This window comes from Nostoc sp. LEGE 12447 (assembly GCF_015206985.1).
GTDB lineage: Bacteria > Cyanobacteriota > Cyanobacteriia > Cyanobacteriales > Nostocaceae > Nostoc.
In genome coordinates this window covers 1-18,608 of sequence record NZ_JADEXT010000011.1, presented here as the reverse complement: position 1 = coordinate 18,608, position 18,608 = coordinate 1, and the positions used below count along the sequence as shown (strand labels likewise).

General features: G+C 41.2%; 13 protein-coding genes. 9 read left to right on the top strand and 4 right to left on the bottom strand.

The genetic code is table 11. The features are described 5' to 3' along the window. Nucleotides 1–627 precede the first annotated feature (627 nt). Nucleotides 628–1,425 carry a superoxide dismutase gene (locus IQ274_RS14115; RefSeq protein ID WP_322745234.1) on the top strand — a complete coding sequence of 266 codons (798 nt, stop codon included), beginning with the start codon at nucleotides 628–630 and terminating at the stop codon, nucleotides 1,423–1,425. 120 nt (nucleotides 1,426–1,545) lie between these two features. On the opposite strand, the gene IQ274_RS14110 is transcribed toward IQ274_RS14115, so the two are convergent. Together IQ274_RS14110 and IQ274_RS14105 are read right to left on the bottom strand one after the other, a co-directional pair. Then, nucleotides 1,546–2,862: a hypothetical protein gene (locus tag IQ274_RS14110; protein WP_228058192.1), complete on the bottom strand. Its 1,317-nt coding sequence runs from the start codon at nucleotides 2,860–2,862 to the stop codon at nucleotides 1,546–1,548. Between the two features lie 110 nt (nucleotides 2,863–2,972). Continuing rightward, entirely contained in the window at nucleotides 2,973–3,611 is a 639-nt protein-coding gene (locus IQ274_RS14105; RefSeq protein ID WP_163931548.1) for a hypothetical protein, read from the bottom strand. Nucleotides 3,612–4,621: 1,010 nt separating this feature from the next. On the opposite strand from IQ274_RS14105, the gene IQ274_RS14100 reads away from it, so the two are divergent. The 7 genes from IQ274_RS14100 (at nucleotide 4,622) to IQ274_RS14070 (ending at nucleotide 11,995) form a co-directional block, all read left to right on the top strand. Next, entirely contained in the window at nucleotides 4,622–5,050 is a 429-nt protein-coding gene (locus tag IQ274_RS14100) for a hypothetical protein (protein ID WP_194142626.1), read from the top strand. A 956-nt stretch (nucleotides 5,051–6,006) separates the two neighbouring features. Beyond that, nucleotides 6,007–7,365, top strand: coding sequence for an amino acid permease (locus IQ274_RS14095; protein ID WP_163931541.1), 1,359 nt, complete (start codon nucleotides 6,007–6,009; stop codon nucleotides 7,363–7,365). A 104-nt stretch (nucleotides 7,366–7,469) separates the two neighbouring features. Continuing rightward, nucleotides 7,470–8,129, top strand: a complete 660-nt coding sequence (locus IQ274_RS14090) for a class I SAM-dependent methyltransferase (RefSeq protein WP_163931538.1) — start codon at nucleotides 7,470–7,472, stop codon at nucleotides 8,127–8,129. Between the two features lie 219 nt (nucleotides 8,130–8,348). Further along, nucleotides 8,349–9,158 (top strand): glucose 1-dehydrogenase, encoded by an 810-nt coding sequence (locus IQ274_RS14085; RefSeq protein ID WP_114080999.1) that lies wholly within the window; start codon nucleotides 8,349–8,351, stop codon nucleotides 9,156–9,158. A 314-nt stretch (nucleotides 9,159–9,472) separates the two neighbouring features. Further along, a complete protein-coding gene (locus tag IQ274_RS14080; RefSeq protein ID WP_194142625.1) occupies nucleotides 9,473–10,882 on the top strand; it encodes a glycoside hydrolase 100 family protein in 1,410 nt (469 codons plus the stop codon). 232 nt (nucleotides 10,883–11,114) lie between these two features. Beyond that, nucleotides 11,115–11,417 carry a hypothetical protein gene (locus IQ274_RS14075; protein ID WP_012408314.1) on the top strand — a complete coding sequence of 101 codons (303 nt, stop codon included), beginning with the start codon at nucleotides 11,115–11,117 and terminating at the stop codon, nucleotides 11,415–11,417. A gap of 104 nt (nucleotides 11,418–11,521) precedes the next feature. Continuing rightward, nucleotides 11,522–11,995: a hypothetical protein gene (locus tag IQ274_RS14070; protein WP_194142624.1), complete on the top strand. Its 474-nt coding sequence runs from the start codon at nucleotides 11,522–11,524 to the stop codon at nucleotides 11,993–11,995. Nucleotides 11,996–12,052: 57 nt separating this feature from the next. Here IQ274_RS14070 and IQ274_RS14065 read toward each other — a convergent pair whose 3' ends face one another. After that, a complete protein-coding gene (locus tag IQ274_RS14065; RefSeq protein WP_012408316.1) occupies nucleotides 12,053–12,235 on the bottom strand; it encodes a hypothetical protein in 183 nt (60 codons plus the stop codon). Nucleotides 12,236–12,358: 123 nt separating this feature from the next. Then, entirely contained in the window at nucleotides 12,359–15,388 is a 3,030-nt protein-coding gene (locus IQ274_RS14060; protein WP_194142623.1) for a UPF0182 family protein, read from the bottom strand. An 883-nt stretch (nucleotides 15,389–16,271) separates the two neighbouring features. On the opposite strand from IQ274_RS14060, the gene IQ274_RS14055 reads away from it, so the two are divergent. Next, complete coding sequence (locus IQ274_RS14055) at nucleotides 16,272–18,335, top strand: serine/threonine-protein kinase (protein ID WP_194142622.1); 2,064 nt, start codon at nucleotides 16,272–16,274, stop codon at nucleotides 18,333–18,335. Nucleotides 18,336–18,608 lie beyond the last annotated feature (273 nt).

The following is an 18,608-nucleotide window of genomic DNA, read 5'->3' as shown; positions in this document are numbered from 1 at the left end:
CGGCTAACTAGAAATTTGGAACCATAACAAACTTAAAAATTATCCATATTTGTTCATATTAGATATGTAGATATCAAAAAGCTTTGAACAATAAGGGTATTTATGGATTAGGTTGTATCATGTGTATTTTAATTAACTAACAATCACTACACAACTGTCAGTAGCACATATTTTAATGTTTACAATGGTTTAATTATAGGTTTAGCAAAATAAGACTTCGCCTATATCTGCCAAGAGTTTTGCTTGTTATTTTAAGTTATATACCCAAGGGAAGAAATTAGATAATGGACTTATAACTAGATATTTCTATGTTAAGATAAATCTAAAAATATTCTTAAAATTTTCTAGACATAAAAGCCATATCAGTTTTCAGTTATTTATTTTATAAAAATTTTGAATGCAACAATGCTTGTATTGGAAATTTATTAGAGATTTTTCGTTCGCAATGGAGATTTTGGGGTGTGTTAAATAGCCCCATAGACTTGTAGGGATTAATTCTATTGTCTTGAAAATTTTTTGTTCTAATTACCTGATAAAGTAAGATATATATCTGGGTTAAGTGGGCTATCAAATAATAGTCCCTTATCAGATTGCAAGCCAATAATATTGATTTTGAGGCTACAATTTATGATAAGATTTTGGCGAAAAAAAATAGTTTTTTTCTTCACAACAATTGTGCTGGCAATTCTGCTAATTTCTCATCAACCAGTACTAATAGCTGAGGCACAATCTTCTACACCAACACCAAAGCCTGCTAGGTCATTTCCCCCTGTGGCTTATCCTAATAGGGCACTAAGCGCTTTCCCTGCACAGCTACCACCATTGCCTTATGGTTATGGGGCATTAGGAAAAGCTATTGATGCTGAAACGATGAAATTGCATCATGATGCACACCACGCTAGCTACGTCAAGAATTTAAATGATGCATTAAAGCAGTACCCAGATTTGCAAAAAAGAAGTGTTGAAGCTTTATTAGTGGATTTAAACAGCGTACCTGAAGATATTCGGACAAAGGTGCGTAATAACGGTGGTGGTCATCTCAACCACACGATTTTTTGGCAACTGATGAGTCCCGACAGTGGTGGACAACCAACGGGAGCGATCGCTCAAGAAATTAACCAAACTTTTGGCAGTTTTGATGCCTTTAAAAAACAGTTTAATGCAGCAGGTGCTGCTCGGTTCGGTAGTGGCTGGGTTTGGCTAGTACGCAATCCTCAAAATCAACTTCAGATTGTTACTACAGCAAATCAGGATAACCCAATAATGGATGGTTTCTATCCGATTATGGGTAACGATCTATGGGAACATGCTTATTACCTTAAATATCGCAACCGTCGGGCTGAGTATTTGAATAATTGGTGGAATGTTGTGAATTGGCCGCAGATTAACAGGCGATCGCAACTTTCATCACAACAGCCTCGTTAGCAATACCATCAAGGATATCAAACCGCCTATAGAAATCTTTACGAAGCTACCTGTGGAGGTAGCTTTATTTATAGCACTGCTACGCCTACGCCTCTACATACTTTTTTACCAGATGTCTAATTATGAATTACGGATTTTTAAAGACCGATGTTTAGAACGAACTATGTATAGTAGAACAATTAGCAATACAAGCGCTTTGATCGTTGATGGCTCCACTACCTTCTTCACTTCGGTAGGGGGTTTAGGAGTAACATTACACGGAATCTCAATGATCTGTGTGTGATCGGAGCCACTACCACTAGGAGTCAGATCGCATTCGCCTTTGCTGGTGAGAGACAAAGGTGTGGGTGGAGGTGTAGGTGTAGGTATAAATGTATTTTCCGGAGGAACAGATGTTTTACCTGAAGAACTATCGCCATCCATCAATAGAATCATCGCTATAACAAGAGCTCCAATTCCTAGTGGCCAAAGTGGAAAGGAATCAGGGCTGTCTGCTACGACGACTTCTCCCTCAGAGCCAGGGATATCAAAAGCTATTGTTTCTCCATCCAACGGTACTGGACTGTCACTAACCAACATATCTCCTGGGATATCTTCTCCCAAAAGCTGATTAAATTCTTCTGGAATCGCGTTGTTGGGTCGTCCGAGTTCCCCACCATCTTCGGAGTATGGATAGGATAGTAGCTCAAAAACCCTCTTTTCGAGTTGGTTTGAATCTCCAGAATTCAACGCATCTAAGCCTGTAGAGATTTTATTTATATAAAAATCTGTCATCTCTGGCGACAGACCTAAAGATTGAATTTGCTCCTTAATGTTGGAAATTTTTGAGGCTTCCTCAAACAGCAGTCGTCCGTATGAGAATTTCAAGTCTAGTAGTCCATCACGGAGGCTGACCGAGTTATTGCCTCCTGAGTATGGAGACCAGTAGAACTGGTTTGTTACCAGTCCGAGTCCTTCTACTGGATTGCGACCAAAATGTTGTCCAAGAAGGTATTGAGAGCTATCCATGATTGCGGGGGATTCGTTTCTCCAAAAAGAGGCGAAAGGTACCGCAGAGAGATTGGGATTGTTACCGTAAAAGCTAGCGAAATTCTGGAAATTTTTCTCTCCACCTGCTGCTCGGATCAGGAGGTTTTGATAAGTACTCCCACCGTTTAATTCCACTAATCGTTGGATTACCGATCCAGTTTTATTGCAGGTCAAACCAAATCCCACATTACATCCAGGAATGACTCGCATCTGGTTCAAATTCTGGTTATTGATTTGGTACTGGAGATACTCAGACTCCAATCCTTGTTGGATACCATAGCGTCCAATATTGAGTTGTGCAAAAGTAGACTGACACGTAGTGAGTCCTACTGCAAGAGATGAGAATGCGATCGTTGCAAAACGAACCGCCTTCGATATTGCAATTCTTTGAAAAGTTGATTTAGGCAAGATGCACCTCCAATAAACGACAGCAATTTAATTGGGCTGGGAATTCGGTATTGGTTCTTCTCCCCAATCTCCAGTCCCCAACCCTAAGTCAGCAATCCCCACTCCCAAATTCAACTCTTAGGTAAATAAATGTTGATCGTGATTCCGGTACCTTTGAGATTCCCTGATGAGAGTGTGTGATATAAGACCATTCCTCGATTTGGTTGATCGAAAAGAAATGCACGACGTGTAGGTTTGATCTTCCCTTGCTTTACTAAGGAAACGAAGGCTTCTAAATATCTACGTATACCTTTGCGGTTCTCTTGAGTCGTATTCAGATGATGCTCGATCAGCATCATAAAGAAGTTCAAGCTACGATTTTCTTGCCCCTCAATCAGACTACCTTCATCTAGAAAAGAACTTGCTATGAGCCTGTTATCCACTCGTTTAACCTTAAACAGAGTAAAATAACGCCCTTCTTTTTTCGGATCGTTTGCATAACAGACCCAAGAACCCTCTGTATTTTGGGTAAAACCTTGTTCAGCAAGGTAAGAAAGCAAAGAATTATTGGCCTTAGTCTGTGGTGGAGGTAATAAATCTTCAATGGGATCTAAAGAGCAAATCCTCTGTGTTGTTTTCCGTTGAGACACAGCAGCCTCCTGGATACGGAGGCGCAGGGGCTTGTCAGCAGACATTGCCATGCTAGACATTGCAGCCAATACAGACACTTGGAGAGCGATCGCTCCAATTAAACGAACAATGATATTCATGTTTTACCTGTTACTTTTACTTACGTTGTCAATAATCAAGTCGTTACTAAATCAGGATTGATTTAGCAGTCCTAAACCATTTGTTAAATTTAAGTGTTTGCCTCATCTGATCGAGGTCGCTTAAGTTTTCACCAGTCAAATAGGAATTGTATATATAGGTAACTAAGCACAAAGATAATCAGTATCTAAAGAAAAGACACAATCTTAATGTTTTATTGGTAACAAAAAACGTGCTTTCTGTTACTTTTATGTATACAAAAAACCCTTGACATTGCGTCAACACTTTTATATTTACTGTTGTCTAATTTTTTGCCGATGCTAAGAGGTTTTTATGCCTTCTTCGCTAGCTATCATGATTCCTAAAAAAGGGCTTTTTTAGCTCTTTAGTATCTTATATAAGCAGAGTTTCAAAAGCTCTGTGCTTTGCACATTGCTGCTTTTGGTGATTTCCTTGCTGGGTTGAATAACTTTTTGTTTTTTGGAGGTAGCACGCCTGACTAGCTGTTTCAGCATGGTCGTAAGTTGATGTATAAATAATATCTCCTGACAGTAAAATAATATTACCATGAGCTTGAGACATGCAACTGTATTGTGGACAGTTATCAAAGTTGTACACAGTAAATCGTCACTACCTCTCTATGAAATTTCATGGCAAATAGCTGAGAGTCAAAGTCCATTTACTTATATATCGTTAGTATTTTTAAAATATAGTACTCTTGTTCTTAGACTATTCATTTTTTTGTCTTAAATGTAACTTGCATTTAAAAGGCATACGTATATCAAGATATTCTTATTGCTGGATAAGCTTGATTATCTGAACTTTAAGCTAGAAGCGATCGCATCATATCCTGACTTTTCACGGCATCTGGAAAACCTCACTTCTATTTCTCTCTCCTCTTAGGAGAGAGACTTTGAATTTTCCCCCTCCCCAATACATCAAGAGGATAAAAAAAGCGTATCTTTGACTACAATTAAGATATTAACTTGGTATTTTTATAAGCCTTGACAGTATGAATGTGGAATTTTTTAACAGGATTCCTTTTATGCCTTTAGTATTACTATGGCTAGCTTACACTCTCCTGGGATGGTATCTTGCTGCTAATCATATTGTTTGGTTAGTGGGAGCTTTTGTGGCTGCTATGGTTATAGTTATTGTGCGAAAGAGTACTTCTTGGTTAGAGCGTTTAGTTGAATTTGGATCTCAAACTTTAGCTGTCATATTATTTTTAAGTATATCAATTGCTTTTGTAGCAACTTGGTCGCTATTATTAAGGCTTTTTCTCATACCTTTAGCAACTACGATTTTAGCTGATTTGGAAATGCGCTTTTCTGGCTTTAACAAGCTAGATTCATTCTGGATTTTAACGGTTATAGCAGTATTAGGTTTGGTTGTGGGTGAATTAATCGATATTCTACTTTTTCCCAGTAGTAGATACTAAAAAATTAAGAGGATGTTTGAAAAGTTCTTTTCTTGGTAGCAAAACGTTTTAGATCCCCCTAAATCCACGCCAGTTGCTCATGGGGGAAACCCCCTTCTCTACGAGACGCTCTGCGAAGGCGCTAGCCTCTCCCTTTGGGAGAAGACCGCACTGGCTCCCCTTAAAAAGGGTGACTTTGATTCCGGTTCCCCCCTTTTTAAGGCTACTGTGTATGCACAAGTTCTAAAATCCTTGCCTGGTAGGATACAAGCCTTAGTAGGCAAGGTTTTGAACCGAGCAAGCTAATTATCAATAGTGTCAGCTTATTGATATAGGTTTAACGGATAATCTTGGATTTTAAAAAAAATTTTCCGTTCTTTTGTGTCTATGTGATTCCCAACTCAACTTGTGTATACACGGTAGCTTTTTAAGGGGGGTTAGGGGGGATCAATAAGTGCAAAGATACAGCCAACCACTTTTCAAACAACCTCTAAGAGTAAAAAGAAATTTTTATGATTTATTACTCGTTAATCCCTACTAATCTCAAATTTTAGGTGATTACTAGTAGTTCGCCAAGTGAACTTGGCGGGGTAAAGGGAAAGGGGGAAGGGGGAAAGGTTTTAAATCCCTTACCCTTTCCCCTTTCCCCAGACCTCACATAGCATTTTTGGGTTGGCAGACTACTAGATCATCTACCTGCTTATCGAAGCAATGCACGATTTCCCACTATTAGTCAATCATTCTCTAGATTAATTTGACATTCTCCCCACCTTGCTATGAAAAGCAAAATTGAAGCGATCGCTGTAGGTACATTGATCTGAATGTGGCGAGATGGATATTACCGCTTGAAGACATATCACTGATGATTGTCATTTTTGAGTCACATTTGTTTTTAACCATAGAGACATAGGTAAAACAGTGCAAAAAAAGATGAAACAAAGCGGAGAGTTCCCACTCAACACTAGTAAGGAAGTGACGTGAGTAGACGTAAAGACTACAGTTTGCTTCAGCAGACAGCAACAACTGAAGTAGCAACACCCAAGCCATCACTGACATTACCAGATGCAGTGGCTCTGATTGTCGGTATTGTCATCGGGGCAGGGATTTTTGAAACCCCGGCTTTAGTGGCAAATCAAGCAGGTAGTAATATTGCTGTACTGCTTTTTTGGCTAATTGGCGGTGTGGTATCTCTGGTAGGAGCGCTGTGCTATGCAGAGTTGGCAACTGTCTATCCCGATGTTGGTGGTACTTACTATTATTTGAAACGTGCATTCGGGCGGGGAGTTGCCTTTTTATTTGCCTGGGCGCGGATGACAGTAATTCAAACTGGTTCCATTGCTCTGTTGGCATTTGTTTTTGGCGATTATGTTTCTCAGATATGGCGGCTAGGAACGTTTTCGTCTTCTATTTATGCAGCCATCGCGATCGCACTTTTAACTGCTTTGAACATCATCGGTTTGCAGCAGGGGAAGTGGACGCAAAACTTGCTAAGTGCAGCAAAAGTTCTGGGTTTGTTGCTGGTAGTGATTCTTGGGCTTACCGCCATTCCTAATTCTGCTCCCCCTGGAGAATCTGCATCATCAGGAACCTGGGGATTAGCGATGGTGTTTGTGTTGTTGTCTTACGGCGGTTGGAATGAAGCGGCTTACATCTCCGCAGAAATTCAAGATGGACGACGTAACATTGTGCGATCGCTAATGTGGAGTATTGGGATCATTACAGCCATTTATTTGCTAATCAATCTGGCTTACCTACGGGGGCTAGGATTAGCAAACATGGCCCAGTCGGAAGCAGTAGCCGCAGATTTAATGCGCTCTCTTTGGGGCGCACCGGGAGCCTTGTTTATTAGTGTATTGATTGCGATCGCTACTTTAGGAGCAACCAACGCCACAATCTTTACCGGAGCGCGTACCAACTACGCACTGGGACAGGATTTTTCGCTATTTGGTTTTATGGGACACTGGAAACAGCGTCCAAGTAGTCCCACCTATGCCTTATTCTTGCAAGCAGCGATCGCTTTAGCATTAGTTTTTTTAGGCACGCTCACCCGCAAAGGCTTTCAAACAATGGTGGATTACACCGCCCCAATATTTTGGTTCTTCTTCTTGCTTTCTGGCATATCCCTGCTGGTATTGCGAATCCGTGAACCCCACATAGCACGACCATTCCGTGTACCATTTTATCCTTTTACACCATTGCTCTTTTGTGCCGTCTGCGGTTACTTGCTTTATTCCAGCTTGGTTTATACAGGCGTGGGAGCAATTGCAGGTGTTTTAGTTGTCGCAGCAGGTATCCCCCTGTTGTTCTGGAATAACTATCGCCAAGGTAGGACTTAATACAATTTTGGATTTTGGGTCGCACTTTGGTGCGCTTCTAGCGCAACTTAAACCTCATGTGAGTTGTTTTACTAACTACAACTACCGAATCAAGTAAAAAATTTATGAACTTCAAAAAAATTCTGTTTTTACTGGTTACAGGCGTTAGTATCAGCAGTTTGGGAATTGCTGGGTGTACGCCAACACAGCCAAATTTGGAAGCTGGGATACAACCTTCTACTTTAACGGGTCAGACCGAAACTGAAACACCATCTGCAACAACTCCTACAACTCAACCACAAGAACGCGCCGGCGATGTTCCTTATGTACCTACACCACAACCAGTGGTAGATGCAATGTTGCAAGTGGCAAAAGTGGGTAAGAATGATGTGCTTTATGACCTTGGTAGTGGTGACGGAAGAATTGTCAACACTGCGGCACAAAAGTTTGGTACGCGTGGTGTTGGCATAGATATCAATCCTGAACGTATTAAAGAAGCTAATGATAATGCTCAAAAAGCAGGAGTAACCGATCGCGTCAAGTTTGTGCAACAAGACTTGTTCACCACTGATTTTAGTGAAGCAACAGTAGTTACACTTTACTTACTGCCAGAGGTTAATGCTAAACTCCGTCCGAAGCTGTTGAAAGAACTCAAACCTGGTAGTCGCATTGTCTCCCACGCCTTCGATATGGGCGATTGGAAACCACAGCAGACTCTAAATGTAGAGGGAAAAACTATTTATTACTGGGTAGTTCCTGAACAAGTACCAGCGAATTTGCGATAGGAACTAACCAATTCGTAATCTAAGAGGCATCAGATTCAAGTTGAGTTTCCATCTCTTGGATCTGTAGCCTAATTTTTAAGAATTGATTTCCTAAATTCAATTTTTTTAACTTTAAATTACCTCCATTGGGGGTTGACAAAACAATTTTAGATATTTAAAAGAATAATCTAAAATTCAAAATTGTTTGACTAAGTTCAAATTCAAGCAAGGTCAGGAAATATGATAGGGTTAAAGGGAAAGAATGCTTTAATTACAGGTGCAACTTCAGGAATTGGTCAGGCGATCGCTATCAGACTCGCTCAAGAAGGGTGCAACATCGCTATCAATTACCGCAAAAGCCCTGAAGCTGCGGTAGACACAGAAGAAATGGCATTGCAAAAAGCCTGCGGAAATATCGAAAATTGTGGTGTGAAGTCACTACTACTTCAGGGTGATGTCTCCCAAGAATCAGACATTATCGAGATGGTCAACACCGTAGTAAAGGAATTTGGCAGTTTAGATATTCTAATTAACAATGCTGGGATTCAAATAGAAAGTCCATCCCACGAAGTTACGACAGCAGACTTTGACCGAGTAATTGCAGTCAATCTCCGGGGTGCTTATCTCTGCGCCCGTGAAACTATTAAACACCTCCTATCTCTAAATCGTTCGGGGGTGATTATTAATATTTCCAGCGTTCACGAAATTATTCCGCGACCGATGTATATCAGTTATTCCATTAGCAAAGGCGGTATGGAAAACCTGACTAAAACCTTAGCTTTGGAATATGCCAACCGAGGTATTCGTGTCAACGCTATTGCCCCCGGAGCAACAATTACACCAATAAATCAAGACTGGATAGATAACCCTGAAAAAAAGGCGATTGTGGAAAGTCACATCCCAATGGGACGTGCTGGCTCTTCAGAGGAGATGGCAGCCGCAGCAGCTTTTTTAGCTTCGGATGAAGCCGCCTACATCACCGGACAAACGCTATTTGTAGATGGTGGATTGACTCTATATGCTGACTTCCGGGAAACCTGGTCAGCTTGAGGAAGAGGCTAGGGGGCAAGGTGTGGGAGGTGTGGGAGGTGTGGGAGGACGGGGAAGAAGTCTTACTCCCCACACTCAAAAAGCAAGTTATATCAGGGCTTTGCGATTAACAAGCGTGCCATTCACACATGATCACCCCTGTTGCGTTAGCTTCCGGTAGAGTACGAGAACCACGCTTGGTTGTTGTGGGGGACTCAAACCCATTTTCTGCTCCACAGATGGAGAAAGAGGTCATTTCCCCCTGCCTTTTTGTTGAGTAAGGCTGGCGTACTTTCCATAATTAAGCCGATACATACCATTATTAGTGGAATTAAATGCCCATGACTAGCACCATCGATAAGAACAGTCAACTGGAAGCAGAAGCTTGGGAATTATTGGAAGAGTCGATAATTTATTACCAAGGGAAACCCATCGGGACTGTAGCCGCCCACGATCCAGAGGCAGATGCACTCAATTATGACCAGTGCTTTCTCCGCGATTTTGTCCCTTCTGCCTTGGTGTTTCTCATGTATGGGAAAGCAGACATTGTGCGTAACTTCTTAGTAGAAACACTGAAATTACAAAGTCATGAAAAGCAGATAGACTGCTTTGAACCGGGAGCGGGATTAATGCCTGCCAGTTTCAAAGTACATTCTAAAGGGAATGAGGAATTTTTGGTCGCTGATTTTGGTGAGCAGGCGATCGCTCGTGTTCCCCCGATTGATTCTTGTATGTGGTGGATTCTCTTGTTACGAGCCTATGAAAAAGCTACAGGCGATTTGTCACTAGCGCGTCAGCCAGATTTTCAAGCCGGAATCAAACTAATTTTGGATCTTTGCTTAGTACATCGGTTTTCCATGTACCCAACAATGTTAGTTCCCGATGGCGCGTTTATGATTGACCGTCGTATGGGAGTCTACGAACATCCTCTAGAAATTCAGGTGTTATTTTATGCGTCCTTGAGGGCTGCTAGTGAATTGCTTTTATCAGATGGAAATGGCGATACTTACCTCGGCAAAGTCAATAGGCGATTGGGGTCTTTGAAATATCATATCCGCAACTATTATTGGCTAGACCTGAAGCGATTGGGGGAAATCTATCGTTACAAAGATAACGAATTTGGTAAAGAAATTGTTAATAAATTCAACATCAACTCAGAATCAATTCCTGGTTGGTTGACCGAGTGGTTGCCAGAAACGGGAGGATATTTAGCGGGAAATCTGGGGCCGGGACGGATTGATTTTCGCTTTTTTGCTCTGGGAAATCTGATGGCAATCTTAACTTCCTTAGCAAGCGAAAAAGAATCTCAAAGCATTATGAATTTATTCGCCCAACGTTGGCAAGACTTGATCGGCTATATGCCTGTTAAAATTTGCTTTCCCGCAATGGATGGTTTAGAGTGGAGAATTGTTACAGGATGTGACTCTAAAAACAGGGCTTGGTCTTATCACAATGGTGGCAACTGGCCAGTTTTACTGTGGTTATTTGCGTCGGCGGCGCAGAAAGCAGGTCGAACAGAACTTGCTCAAGCAGCGATCGCTATTGCCGAAAAGCGGTTATTTAAGGATCAATTCCCTGAATATTACGATGGCAACAATGGCCGTTTAATTGGCAAAGAAGCTAGAATCAATCAAACTTGGAGCATTGCTGGATTGCTGGCCGCTAAAAAGTTCGTGGAAAATCCAGATTACTTAGAATTAATCAGTTTTGCAGAGGGTCTTGAAGTCCCAGGCTGTAGCCTGTAGGTATTTAGCGGTGTCATTATCAGGGTGTCTCTACTAACTATTTTCCTAGTCCCCAGCCACCAATCCCTAGTCCTTAGACCTCTTATTTAATCATGAGAAGGGAAAAATAACCTCAAATTCTCAAATACTCGATAACTGATACACTATATTGTAAGAGGTATCTGAAGTGTCATACTTAGTAATATCATCAGATAGTCTTTGCATCCTTAACACGTTTTAACGTGTATAACACATGAAAACTACTTCAGATTTAATTTCAGAATTTGAACAACTATTCAGACAAAAATTACAACTAAATAATTGTAAACTGAGAAAGAAAAGACAAGAGAATAATTATGAAATTATTACTCCAGCTAAAGACATTTTTTTGATGTATTGGTCTGAATTCCCAGAAGTTAGCTTAATATATCAGGCTGTAGGGGTACGAACTCAGCAGACTAGTGTTTATGAACGTGCTATCCGGTTGCACATTAGTTCTTGTTTGAGTAGTATTCAGGAGAATCCTACCTCCGAAACACCATTATTGGTGAAATAACTAATACTTAGATAACCCACATAATATTTACTAAACTCTCGCCAGTTTTTGTAATATAACTGACGAGAGTTTTTCACCTAAAATCTGTTGATCGAGAGATAAAAATGCAATCTGAAAAAAATCAAGATCGAGATCAGCTAGATTATAAAACCTTGTTAGCCAATGCAAAGCAAGCCTTAAAACTTGAATATCATAAATCAGCCGCATTAGCGTCCCAACTGCAAGCCATAAAAACTCAGTTAGAGCAAGTTCAGGCTGAAAATAAAACTCTCAGGGAAAGTGCTTATGAAGATGTAGTTAAGCACTTTGAGGCGCGGACTCAAGCAGCAGAAGCACTCGCATTAAAAACAGAAGTACGTCAAAGGTTCCTTGAAGCCAACGGTTGTAAGGATGATGAGAGTTTTGATACTCTATGGGATAGCATTAAAAATAAAATTCAGATTCAAGATGGGGAAGTGAGAATCGTTGCTCCAAATGGCACTCCCAAATTCACCTTAACGGGTAGCATGATGACTTTGAGGGATTTTATTCAATCCCTCAAAAAAGACCCAATCTCGGAAAAATTTTTCTTGAGCTAGAAAGCCAAATTAATGAAAGGCTTTCGCTATAAGTAGACTAAAAATTGTAGCAGAAAGCTATTCATCTTCGTCTCCTGGCGGTCTTTCGCTCTCGCTTTGTTGGGCGTTCCACTCCAAAATAATGCGTTCCAACATCTCAGACTGCGTACAGCTATTAACATCCGCGTACATTTTAATCAACTGCCTCACTTCGGGACTAATGTGACGGATCTCTAGTTGGTTATTTTGTAGCATGTCCATTAACTTTTAGTGTCTATTACATTATGTTGAACCATTAAACTATGTCTGTTGCAATAAATTTTGTTAATGGCGATCGCTGTCTATCCCCTGCTATGTAATTATTTTTACTTTATAAATAACCTCTTAACCAGGTGGGGCTGCTTCTTCAAAGGGACGAATAATTGCAGGGGCTGGTGTAACTTCTGGTTTAAAAATTCCCTGTAAGGCTTGTTCTAAGGTTTGGGCCATGACAATCCGGTTTTCGTAAGCCACAACTACCCGCACCAGAGTTGGTAGACTATTCTGTGTGGCTTCTAGATAAATTGGCTCGACATAAAGCAGCGATTGCTCAATGGGAATTACTAATAGATTGCCTTGAATGGCTTTCGACCCTTGGCGATTCCACAGGGAAATTTGCTGAGAAATTACCGGGTCTTGGTTGATCCGCGCCTCGATTTGCTCTGTACCGTAGACCAGCCTTTCTTTTGGAAAAGTATATAACAATAACTTACCGTAATTAACACCATCCGATCGCGCCGCTAACCAAGCGATTAAATTAGTCCGTTGTCTAGGAGTATAGGGTAGAAACAGAATAAACTCTTCTGTACGAGAGGCTGCGTCAACAACAGGTGCAGTGGGTAGACTAGTAATCAAATAGTATGGCTCTACCGGACGAGTTTCACTGCCATAGATTTCATTAGGAATCTGCCACTGGTCTTCCCGATTGTAAAATACCTGGGGATCGGTCATGTGATAGGTCATCAACCGCTCAGATTGAATTTTGAAAAAATCCACCGGATAGCGGGTATGACTGCGGAGATTAACAGGCATTGTACTGAGCGGTTTAAACATTTGGGGAAATATCCCCGACCAAGTGGCAATGATTGGATCGCTCTTATCTGCAATATAAAAATTGACAGTGCCGTTGTAGGCATCAATTACTACTTTGATAGAATTGCGAATGTAGTTGATTCCATCGCTGCCAGTGTCTGAATAAGGATAGCGATCGCTCGTCGTGTAGGCATCAATAATCCAGTAAAGATAACTGGGATTACTGGGGAAATCTTCATTAGCAGCAGCAGCTACTAAATAGGGATCGCTGTCAAATTTCAAAAAAGGTGCGATCGCTTGAATTCTTTGCTTGACATTTCGCCGCAGTAGCAATTTTGTCTCTGGTAAAAAGTCCTGCGTCAGCACCATCTGCCAATCTTTCAAATGCATGGCAAATAACCACCGTCGCCATACTGAACCGATTTCCACGCCACCCAGACCATCGTAAGAGTTGTAAACATTGTCACTACCACTGGGGTAGTCTAACTCTCTAACCCTTGTGCCAGTCATTACGTAGGTATTGGCTATTTCACCGTAATAAATTCGGGGTTGACCAATGGGAATGCTTTTACGAATGGCTGCACTAGAAGTTGTGAGGGCGCTACTATCATCACTAATATCTTTGACAAAATATTCTGGTAGTCCACCAGGCCCAACTGTATTAACTGGGCTAACAGTAAACCCAAAACCGTGGGTATAAATTAAATGGCGGTTAACCCATGTTTGAGCTTCCTGTGGTACAGCATTGTAGTCTAATTCTCGTGCGGCAATCAGTACCTGCCGCCGTTCTGTTGCTTCATCCGCTTCCTGCTTAGGTTCTGATGACTTTTGGGGCGTTGATGGTCGGGGTGAAGTTATATCTGTTTTCAGAGTATATCGATCAATATCGGCATCAGGGAAGCGATAATACGGCCGAATTTGTTGCAGTTGACGGTTAGTTTCTAACAGTGGTCGTTGATCCCAAAGGCGGATATTCCGAATTGTCAAGTCATTCTTTTGAATATCAACTTCAGTCAGTGTTCCTTGAGGGTTGAAGCCTGTGGAATCGATCGCTTCTAAATCGAACGCTTGACGAGTCAAGGCGATAGTCCGCTGAATGTAGGGTTGCTCTCGCTGCAACTCATTAGGTTGAACAATTAAATATTGGACTACCGTTGGTAAAACAACCTCAGCCGCTACAACTAATACTAAATAAATCCCCAAACCGTAAAATACCAAGGAACGATACCGAGATTTGGGTTTCCAGAAAAACGTTCGCCAAAGTAGGTAAAAGGCGATCGCTACTGCCACAACACATAAAAAGGTATAAGCTGGCAACTGGGCTGTCACATCTGTATAGCTAGCACCATAACTTACACCACGGCTAGAATACACAAGTTCATAGCGACTTTGCCAATAACTCAAAGCCACTACCAGCATTAATAAACCACCCATACCGAATAAATGACGCTGCTGCTGGGGCGAAAAACCAGGAAAAATCCCCTGACTTAAACTATCCGCCGACAAAAGATAAGTAAGGGTAACGGCGACGAAACCATACAAACATAATCCCATCAGCCAGAGTTCTAGCAATTCCCAAAGGGGTAAAGAAAATATGTAAAAGCTGATATCTCGACCAAATAAAGGGTCAGTGCTGTTGAAAGGGGTGGGGTGGAAATATTGCAGTACCTTTGGCCAGTGTTGGAATAGGATGAATGCAAAACTGGGACTGAGTATAACCGCGATCGCAGTGAGTAAAAATTGGGGATAGATTAAGATTGCGATCGCTACTCCCCCAATTAAACCGAGATACCAAACTTGAGAGAAAATCTGCCTCAAAAGTTGCCAGATTGTCTCTGGTCGAAATAGGGCGGGAATGGGTAAAATGCCCTGATTAACTGGAGAATCCCAGTAAGAAAAAGCAATTTGACCATAGTGAACCAACATCACCCCGATCAACAAGCTTAATATCAGGCTTAGGGATAATAACCCGCGCAATCTCAATTTTTTAAAGCGTTGCGGTGTAAGTATTCGGGTTTCGTCGCGTCTTGAATAATGAGGGCTGAGAAAATTTGTTAATTCACTCGTGAGTTTTGCTTCCTCACGCCTAACTTCCTCAATCTTCAAAGACTGGGAATATTTGAGCCGTTGTGCCAAACCCAGATTTAGCAATAGATAGACAGCAGTTATCCCAGCTACTACTACCCACAAAACACCACGAGTCATCACCCTCAACAAAAATACTTGGAGGTAGCCGACTTCCTGAAACCAAAAAATCTCTGCTCCGACGCGGGAACCGAGATCCAACAGTAACCCCAGCCCCAAGAATAAAATTAATAGTCTAAAGCCCCATTTCCAGATCATTCCTTGGCAGCCAAACTATCTGCAAAGCCAAACTTACCGCATCAACGAAGGTATTTGATGCTTTCCTAAAAATTATTACTACTTTCCACGATAGCTGAATTCAACGACAGCTTAAAATTTATATCTGAAAGTCAAAGTTTAATTCACACACTTTACAAAAGAATCATGTTGTGTATAAACGTAAATAAGGCGATGTGCAACTTATTCTTATAACCCCACTTCCATTTCTCTCCCCGAAAGGTCAAGAGGCTTGATTCTTGCTCCCCAATGCTAGCTTACGGTGTACACAAATCATCTCTACAAAACGTAGATCCTCCTTAAAAAGGAGGACTTTGAGAGGTTTTTGCCCTTTTTTAAGGGGGGTTGGGGGGATCAAAAGTTTGTGGGACAACTTTAAAAGACTTGTGTGTACAACCTAACCAACGCTAGCAGAGAAGGGACTGGGGGTTAGGTCTGAGAGAAAGTTGCACACGGCGTATTCTTTGATAGGAAATACACTCAGGCGCTAGGGCTAATTCATGTAGATGCAAAGGGGTAAGCCATTCCGGTGAACGGGTTCTTAGGCATCAAGGAACTGGGATTAGCGTACCCCTGCGCGTAGGGCTTACCGATTGCCTTACGACAAATATGATTTTAAAAATCATCCATATTTGGTATTTCCTATCAATGCGTAAGTATTATATTATTGTTCATTTTATGCAAATAAATTCTTCAAAAGGTATCGCTTAAGCACAACTTTTTTCAAATTATTTAAATTCTTCAATACCTGATGAGGTAAGGAAATTGGGGATATGTATAGGTTCTCAATGAGATTAACTAAGAACAGAGATAATACTGCATGACTTAAGATGAATATATACTCCCATTCAAATGGATTCCCAGTATGCTCTGTTGTGTGAATCCCGATTGCCAAAAACCCCTAAATCCTGATAAAAATAACTATTGCCATAGTTGTAGAGCAGAATTAATACCCCTGCTGGGAGGTCGCTATCGTCCCACTCAGGTGTTATCAGATGAGGGCGGATTTGGTAGAACCTATTTAGCAGAAGATGTACATAAGCTGAATGAATGCTGTGTTGTTAAGCAATTTGCCCCAAAACTTCAGGGAACTGGGCCACTAACAAAGGCCATTGAACTATTTAAACAAGAAGCAAGCCGACTACAAGAACTCGCCGAACATCCACAAATTCCAACTTTATTGGCTTATTTTGAGCAAAATGGCTATCTGTTTTTAGTACAACAATTTATCAATGGGCAAAACTTGCTTAAGGAACGGGAAAGGCGCGGAAACTATAGTGAAACAGAGATTCGCGAACTTTTGCTAGATTTACTGCCCGTACTGAAGTTTATCCATGTACGGGGAGTAATTCATCGGGATATCAAACCACAAAATATTATTCGTCGTCAAAGTGACGGGCGATTAGTGCTAATTGATTTTGGAGCCTCTAAGCAGCTGACAGCAACAGTGCAGACTAAAATGGGCACTGTTATTGGCTCACACGGTTACACTGCACTTGAACAGATGCAAGATGGCAAAGCTTACCCAGCCAGCGATTTATTCAGTTTAGGAGCCACTTGTTTTCATCTACTGACTGGGGTTCGTCCATCTCAACTGTGGATACAACAAGGCTATAGTTGGGTTGGATCTTGGCGACAATATTTAATCAGTCCAGGTAAAGATGGTGTTTCTGTATCTATAGAGTTGGGTGAAGTTTTGGATAAGCTGTTGCAACTAGATATCCAAAAACGTTACCAATCGGCTGATGAAGTCATCGCTGACTTGACACCTGGGCTATCACCATTGCCATCACTGCCCGTAACTGTACTTACATCAACATTTGCATCTACTCCAGGTAACAAAAGGCCAGTTTCACCAAAACTCAATAACACGTTAAAAAGTCAACTGCTGTTAATTTCTAGCATTTCGGTATTGGGATTGGCGGGAGTTTGGTATTTCCAGACTCGTCCCCATACAATGAGCGAATATTCTCCCTCTAATTCTCCGCCTACTTCTTTGCCTATTTCTTTGCCCTCAAAAAGCGATTTTCTACCCAAAACCCTCAAGGGGCATTCCAGCGATGTGAATTCTGTAGCTTTTAGTCCTGATGGCACAACCCTTGGTAGTGCCAGTGATGATAAGACAATCAAGCTATGGAATCTGGCCAGTGGAGAGGAAATCCGCACTTTAGAAGGACATTCCAATTGGATTTGGACTGTAGCCTTCAGTCCTGATAGTAAAACCCTCGCCAGTGGTAGTGCAGACAAGACAATCAAACTGTGGAATGTGGAGACAGGAAAGTTAGTCCGCACCCTAGAGGGAAATTCCGACGGAGTTACTTCTGTAGCTTTCAGTCCTGATGGCAAAGCTCTCGCCAGTGGTACTGCTAGTAAGGATATAAAAATCAAACTGTGGAATCTGGAGACAGGAAAGTTAATCCGCACTTTAGATGGACATACTGATGGTGTTCCATCTGTGGCTTTTAGTCCTGATGGCAAAACCCTAGCTAGTGGTAGCTGGGATAAGACAATTAAATTGTGGAATCTCAATACAGGAAAGGAAATCCGCACTTTAAAAGGAAATGCAGAGTCGATTCTTTCAGTCGCTTTTGCACCTGATGGCAAAACCCTTGCTAGTGGCAGTAAAGACAAAACAATTAAATTGTGGAATCTCAATACAGGAAAGGAAATCCGCACTTTAAAGGGACATAAAGATAAGGTTAATTCTGTTGCCTTTTTGCCCAGTGGAACTCAAAATGGCCTTACCCTTGTCAGTGGTAGCAGTGACAAGACAATTAAACTGTGGAATCCTTTAACAGGTAAGGAAATTCGCACTTTAGATACAGATTCTGGATATATTTATGCGATCGCCATCAGCCCCGATGGAGAAACTATTGCCGGTGGCGGGAGTGGTGAAAATATTCTCAAGATTTGGCAGCCGATTCACTGAAAAATACAATGATTTTTACAGCAATTGATAGATAATGCAATACAAGTTTTAGTATAAATATTAATTATGGGTATGCAGATTTGCAGCATCAAATTCCCACACAAAAATGCCAAGTAAAATCTATAAAATCATCCCGCATTTATTTATTACAGCATTTACGGCTGTTATGAGGTACAGTAGCAGCAACTGGCAAACCAGTTTCTTAAATGTTGAGGATTTATTAAATCGAGTGCAACTGAGATTAGTTTGTCAACCATTTCTGTTGTAGTTGGA

Coding starts and splice junctions, on each gene's coding strand:
- IQ274_RS14090 (WP_163931538.1), top strand. CDS start 7,470: ATGAACTTCAAAAAAATTCTGTTTTTACTGGTTACAGGCGTTAGTATC.
- IQ274_RS14070 (WP_194142624.1), top strand. CDS start 11,522: ATGCAATCTGAAAAAAATCAAGATCGAGATCAGCTAGATTATAAAACC.
- IQ274_RS14065 (WP_012408316.1), bottom strand. CDS start 12,235: ATGGACATGCTACAAAATAACCAACTAGAGATCCGTCACATTAGTCCC.
- IQ274_RS14100 (WP_194142626.1), top strand. CDS start 4,622: ATGAATGTGGAATTTTTTAACAGGATTCCTTTTATGCCTTTAGTATTA.
- IQ274_RS14060 (WP_194142623.1), bottom strand. CDS start 15,388: ATGATCTGGAAATGGGGCTTTAGACTATTAATTTTATTCTTGGGGCTG.
- IQ274_RS14115 (WP_322745234.1), top strand. CDS start 628: ATGATAAGATTTTGGCGAAAAAAAATAGTTTTTTTCTTCACAACAATT.
- IQ274_RS14105 (WP_163931548.1), bottom strand. CDS start 3,611: ATGAATATCATTGTTCGTTTAATTGGAGCGATCGCTCTCCAAGTGTCT.
- IQ274_RS14055 (WP_194142622.1), top strand. CDS start 16,272: ATGCTCTGTTGTGTGAATCCCGATTGCCAAAAACCCCTAAATCCTGAT.
- IQ274_RS14085 (WP_114080999.1), top strand. CDS start 8,349: ATGATAGGGTTAAAGGGAAAGAATGCTTTAATTACAGGTGCAACTTCA.
- IQ274_RS14080 (WP_194142625.1), top strand. CDS start 9,473: ATGCCCATGACTAGCACCATCGATAAGAACAGTCAACTGGAAGCAGAA.
- IQ274_RS14075 (WP_012408314.1), top strand. CDS start 11,115: ATGAAAACTACTTCAGATTTAATTTCAGAATTTGAACAACTATTCAGA.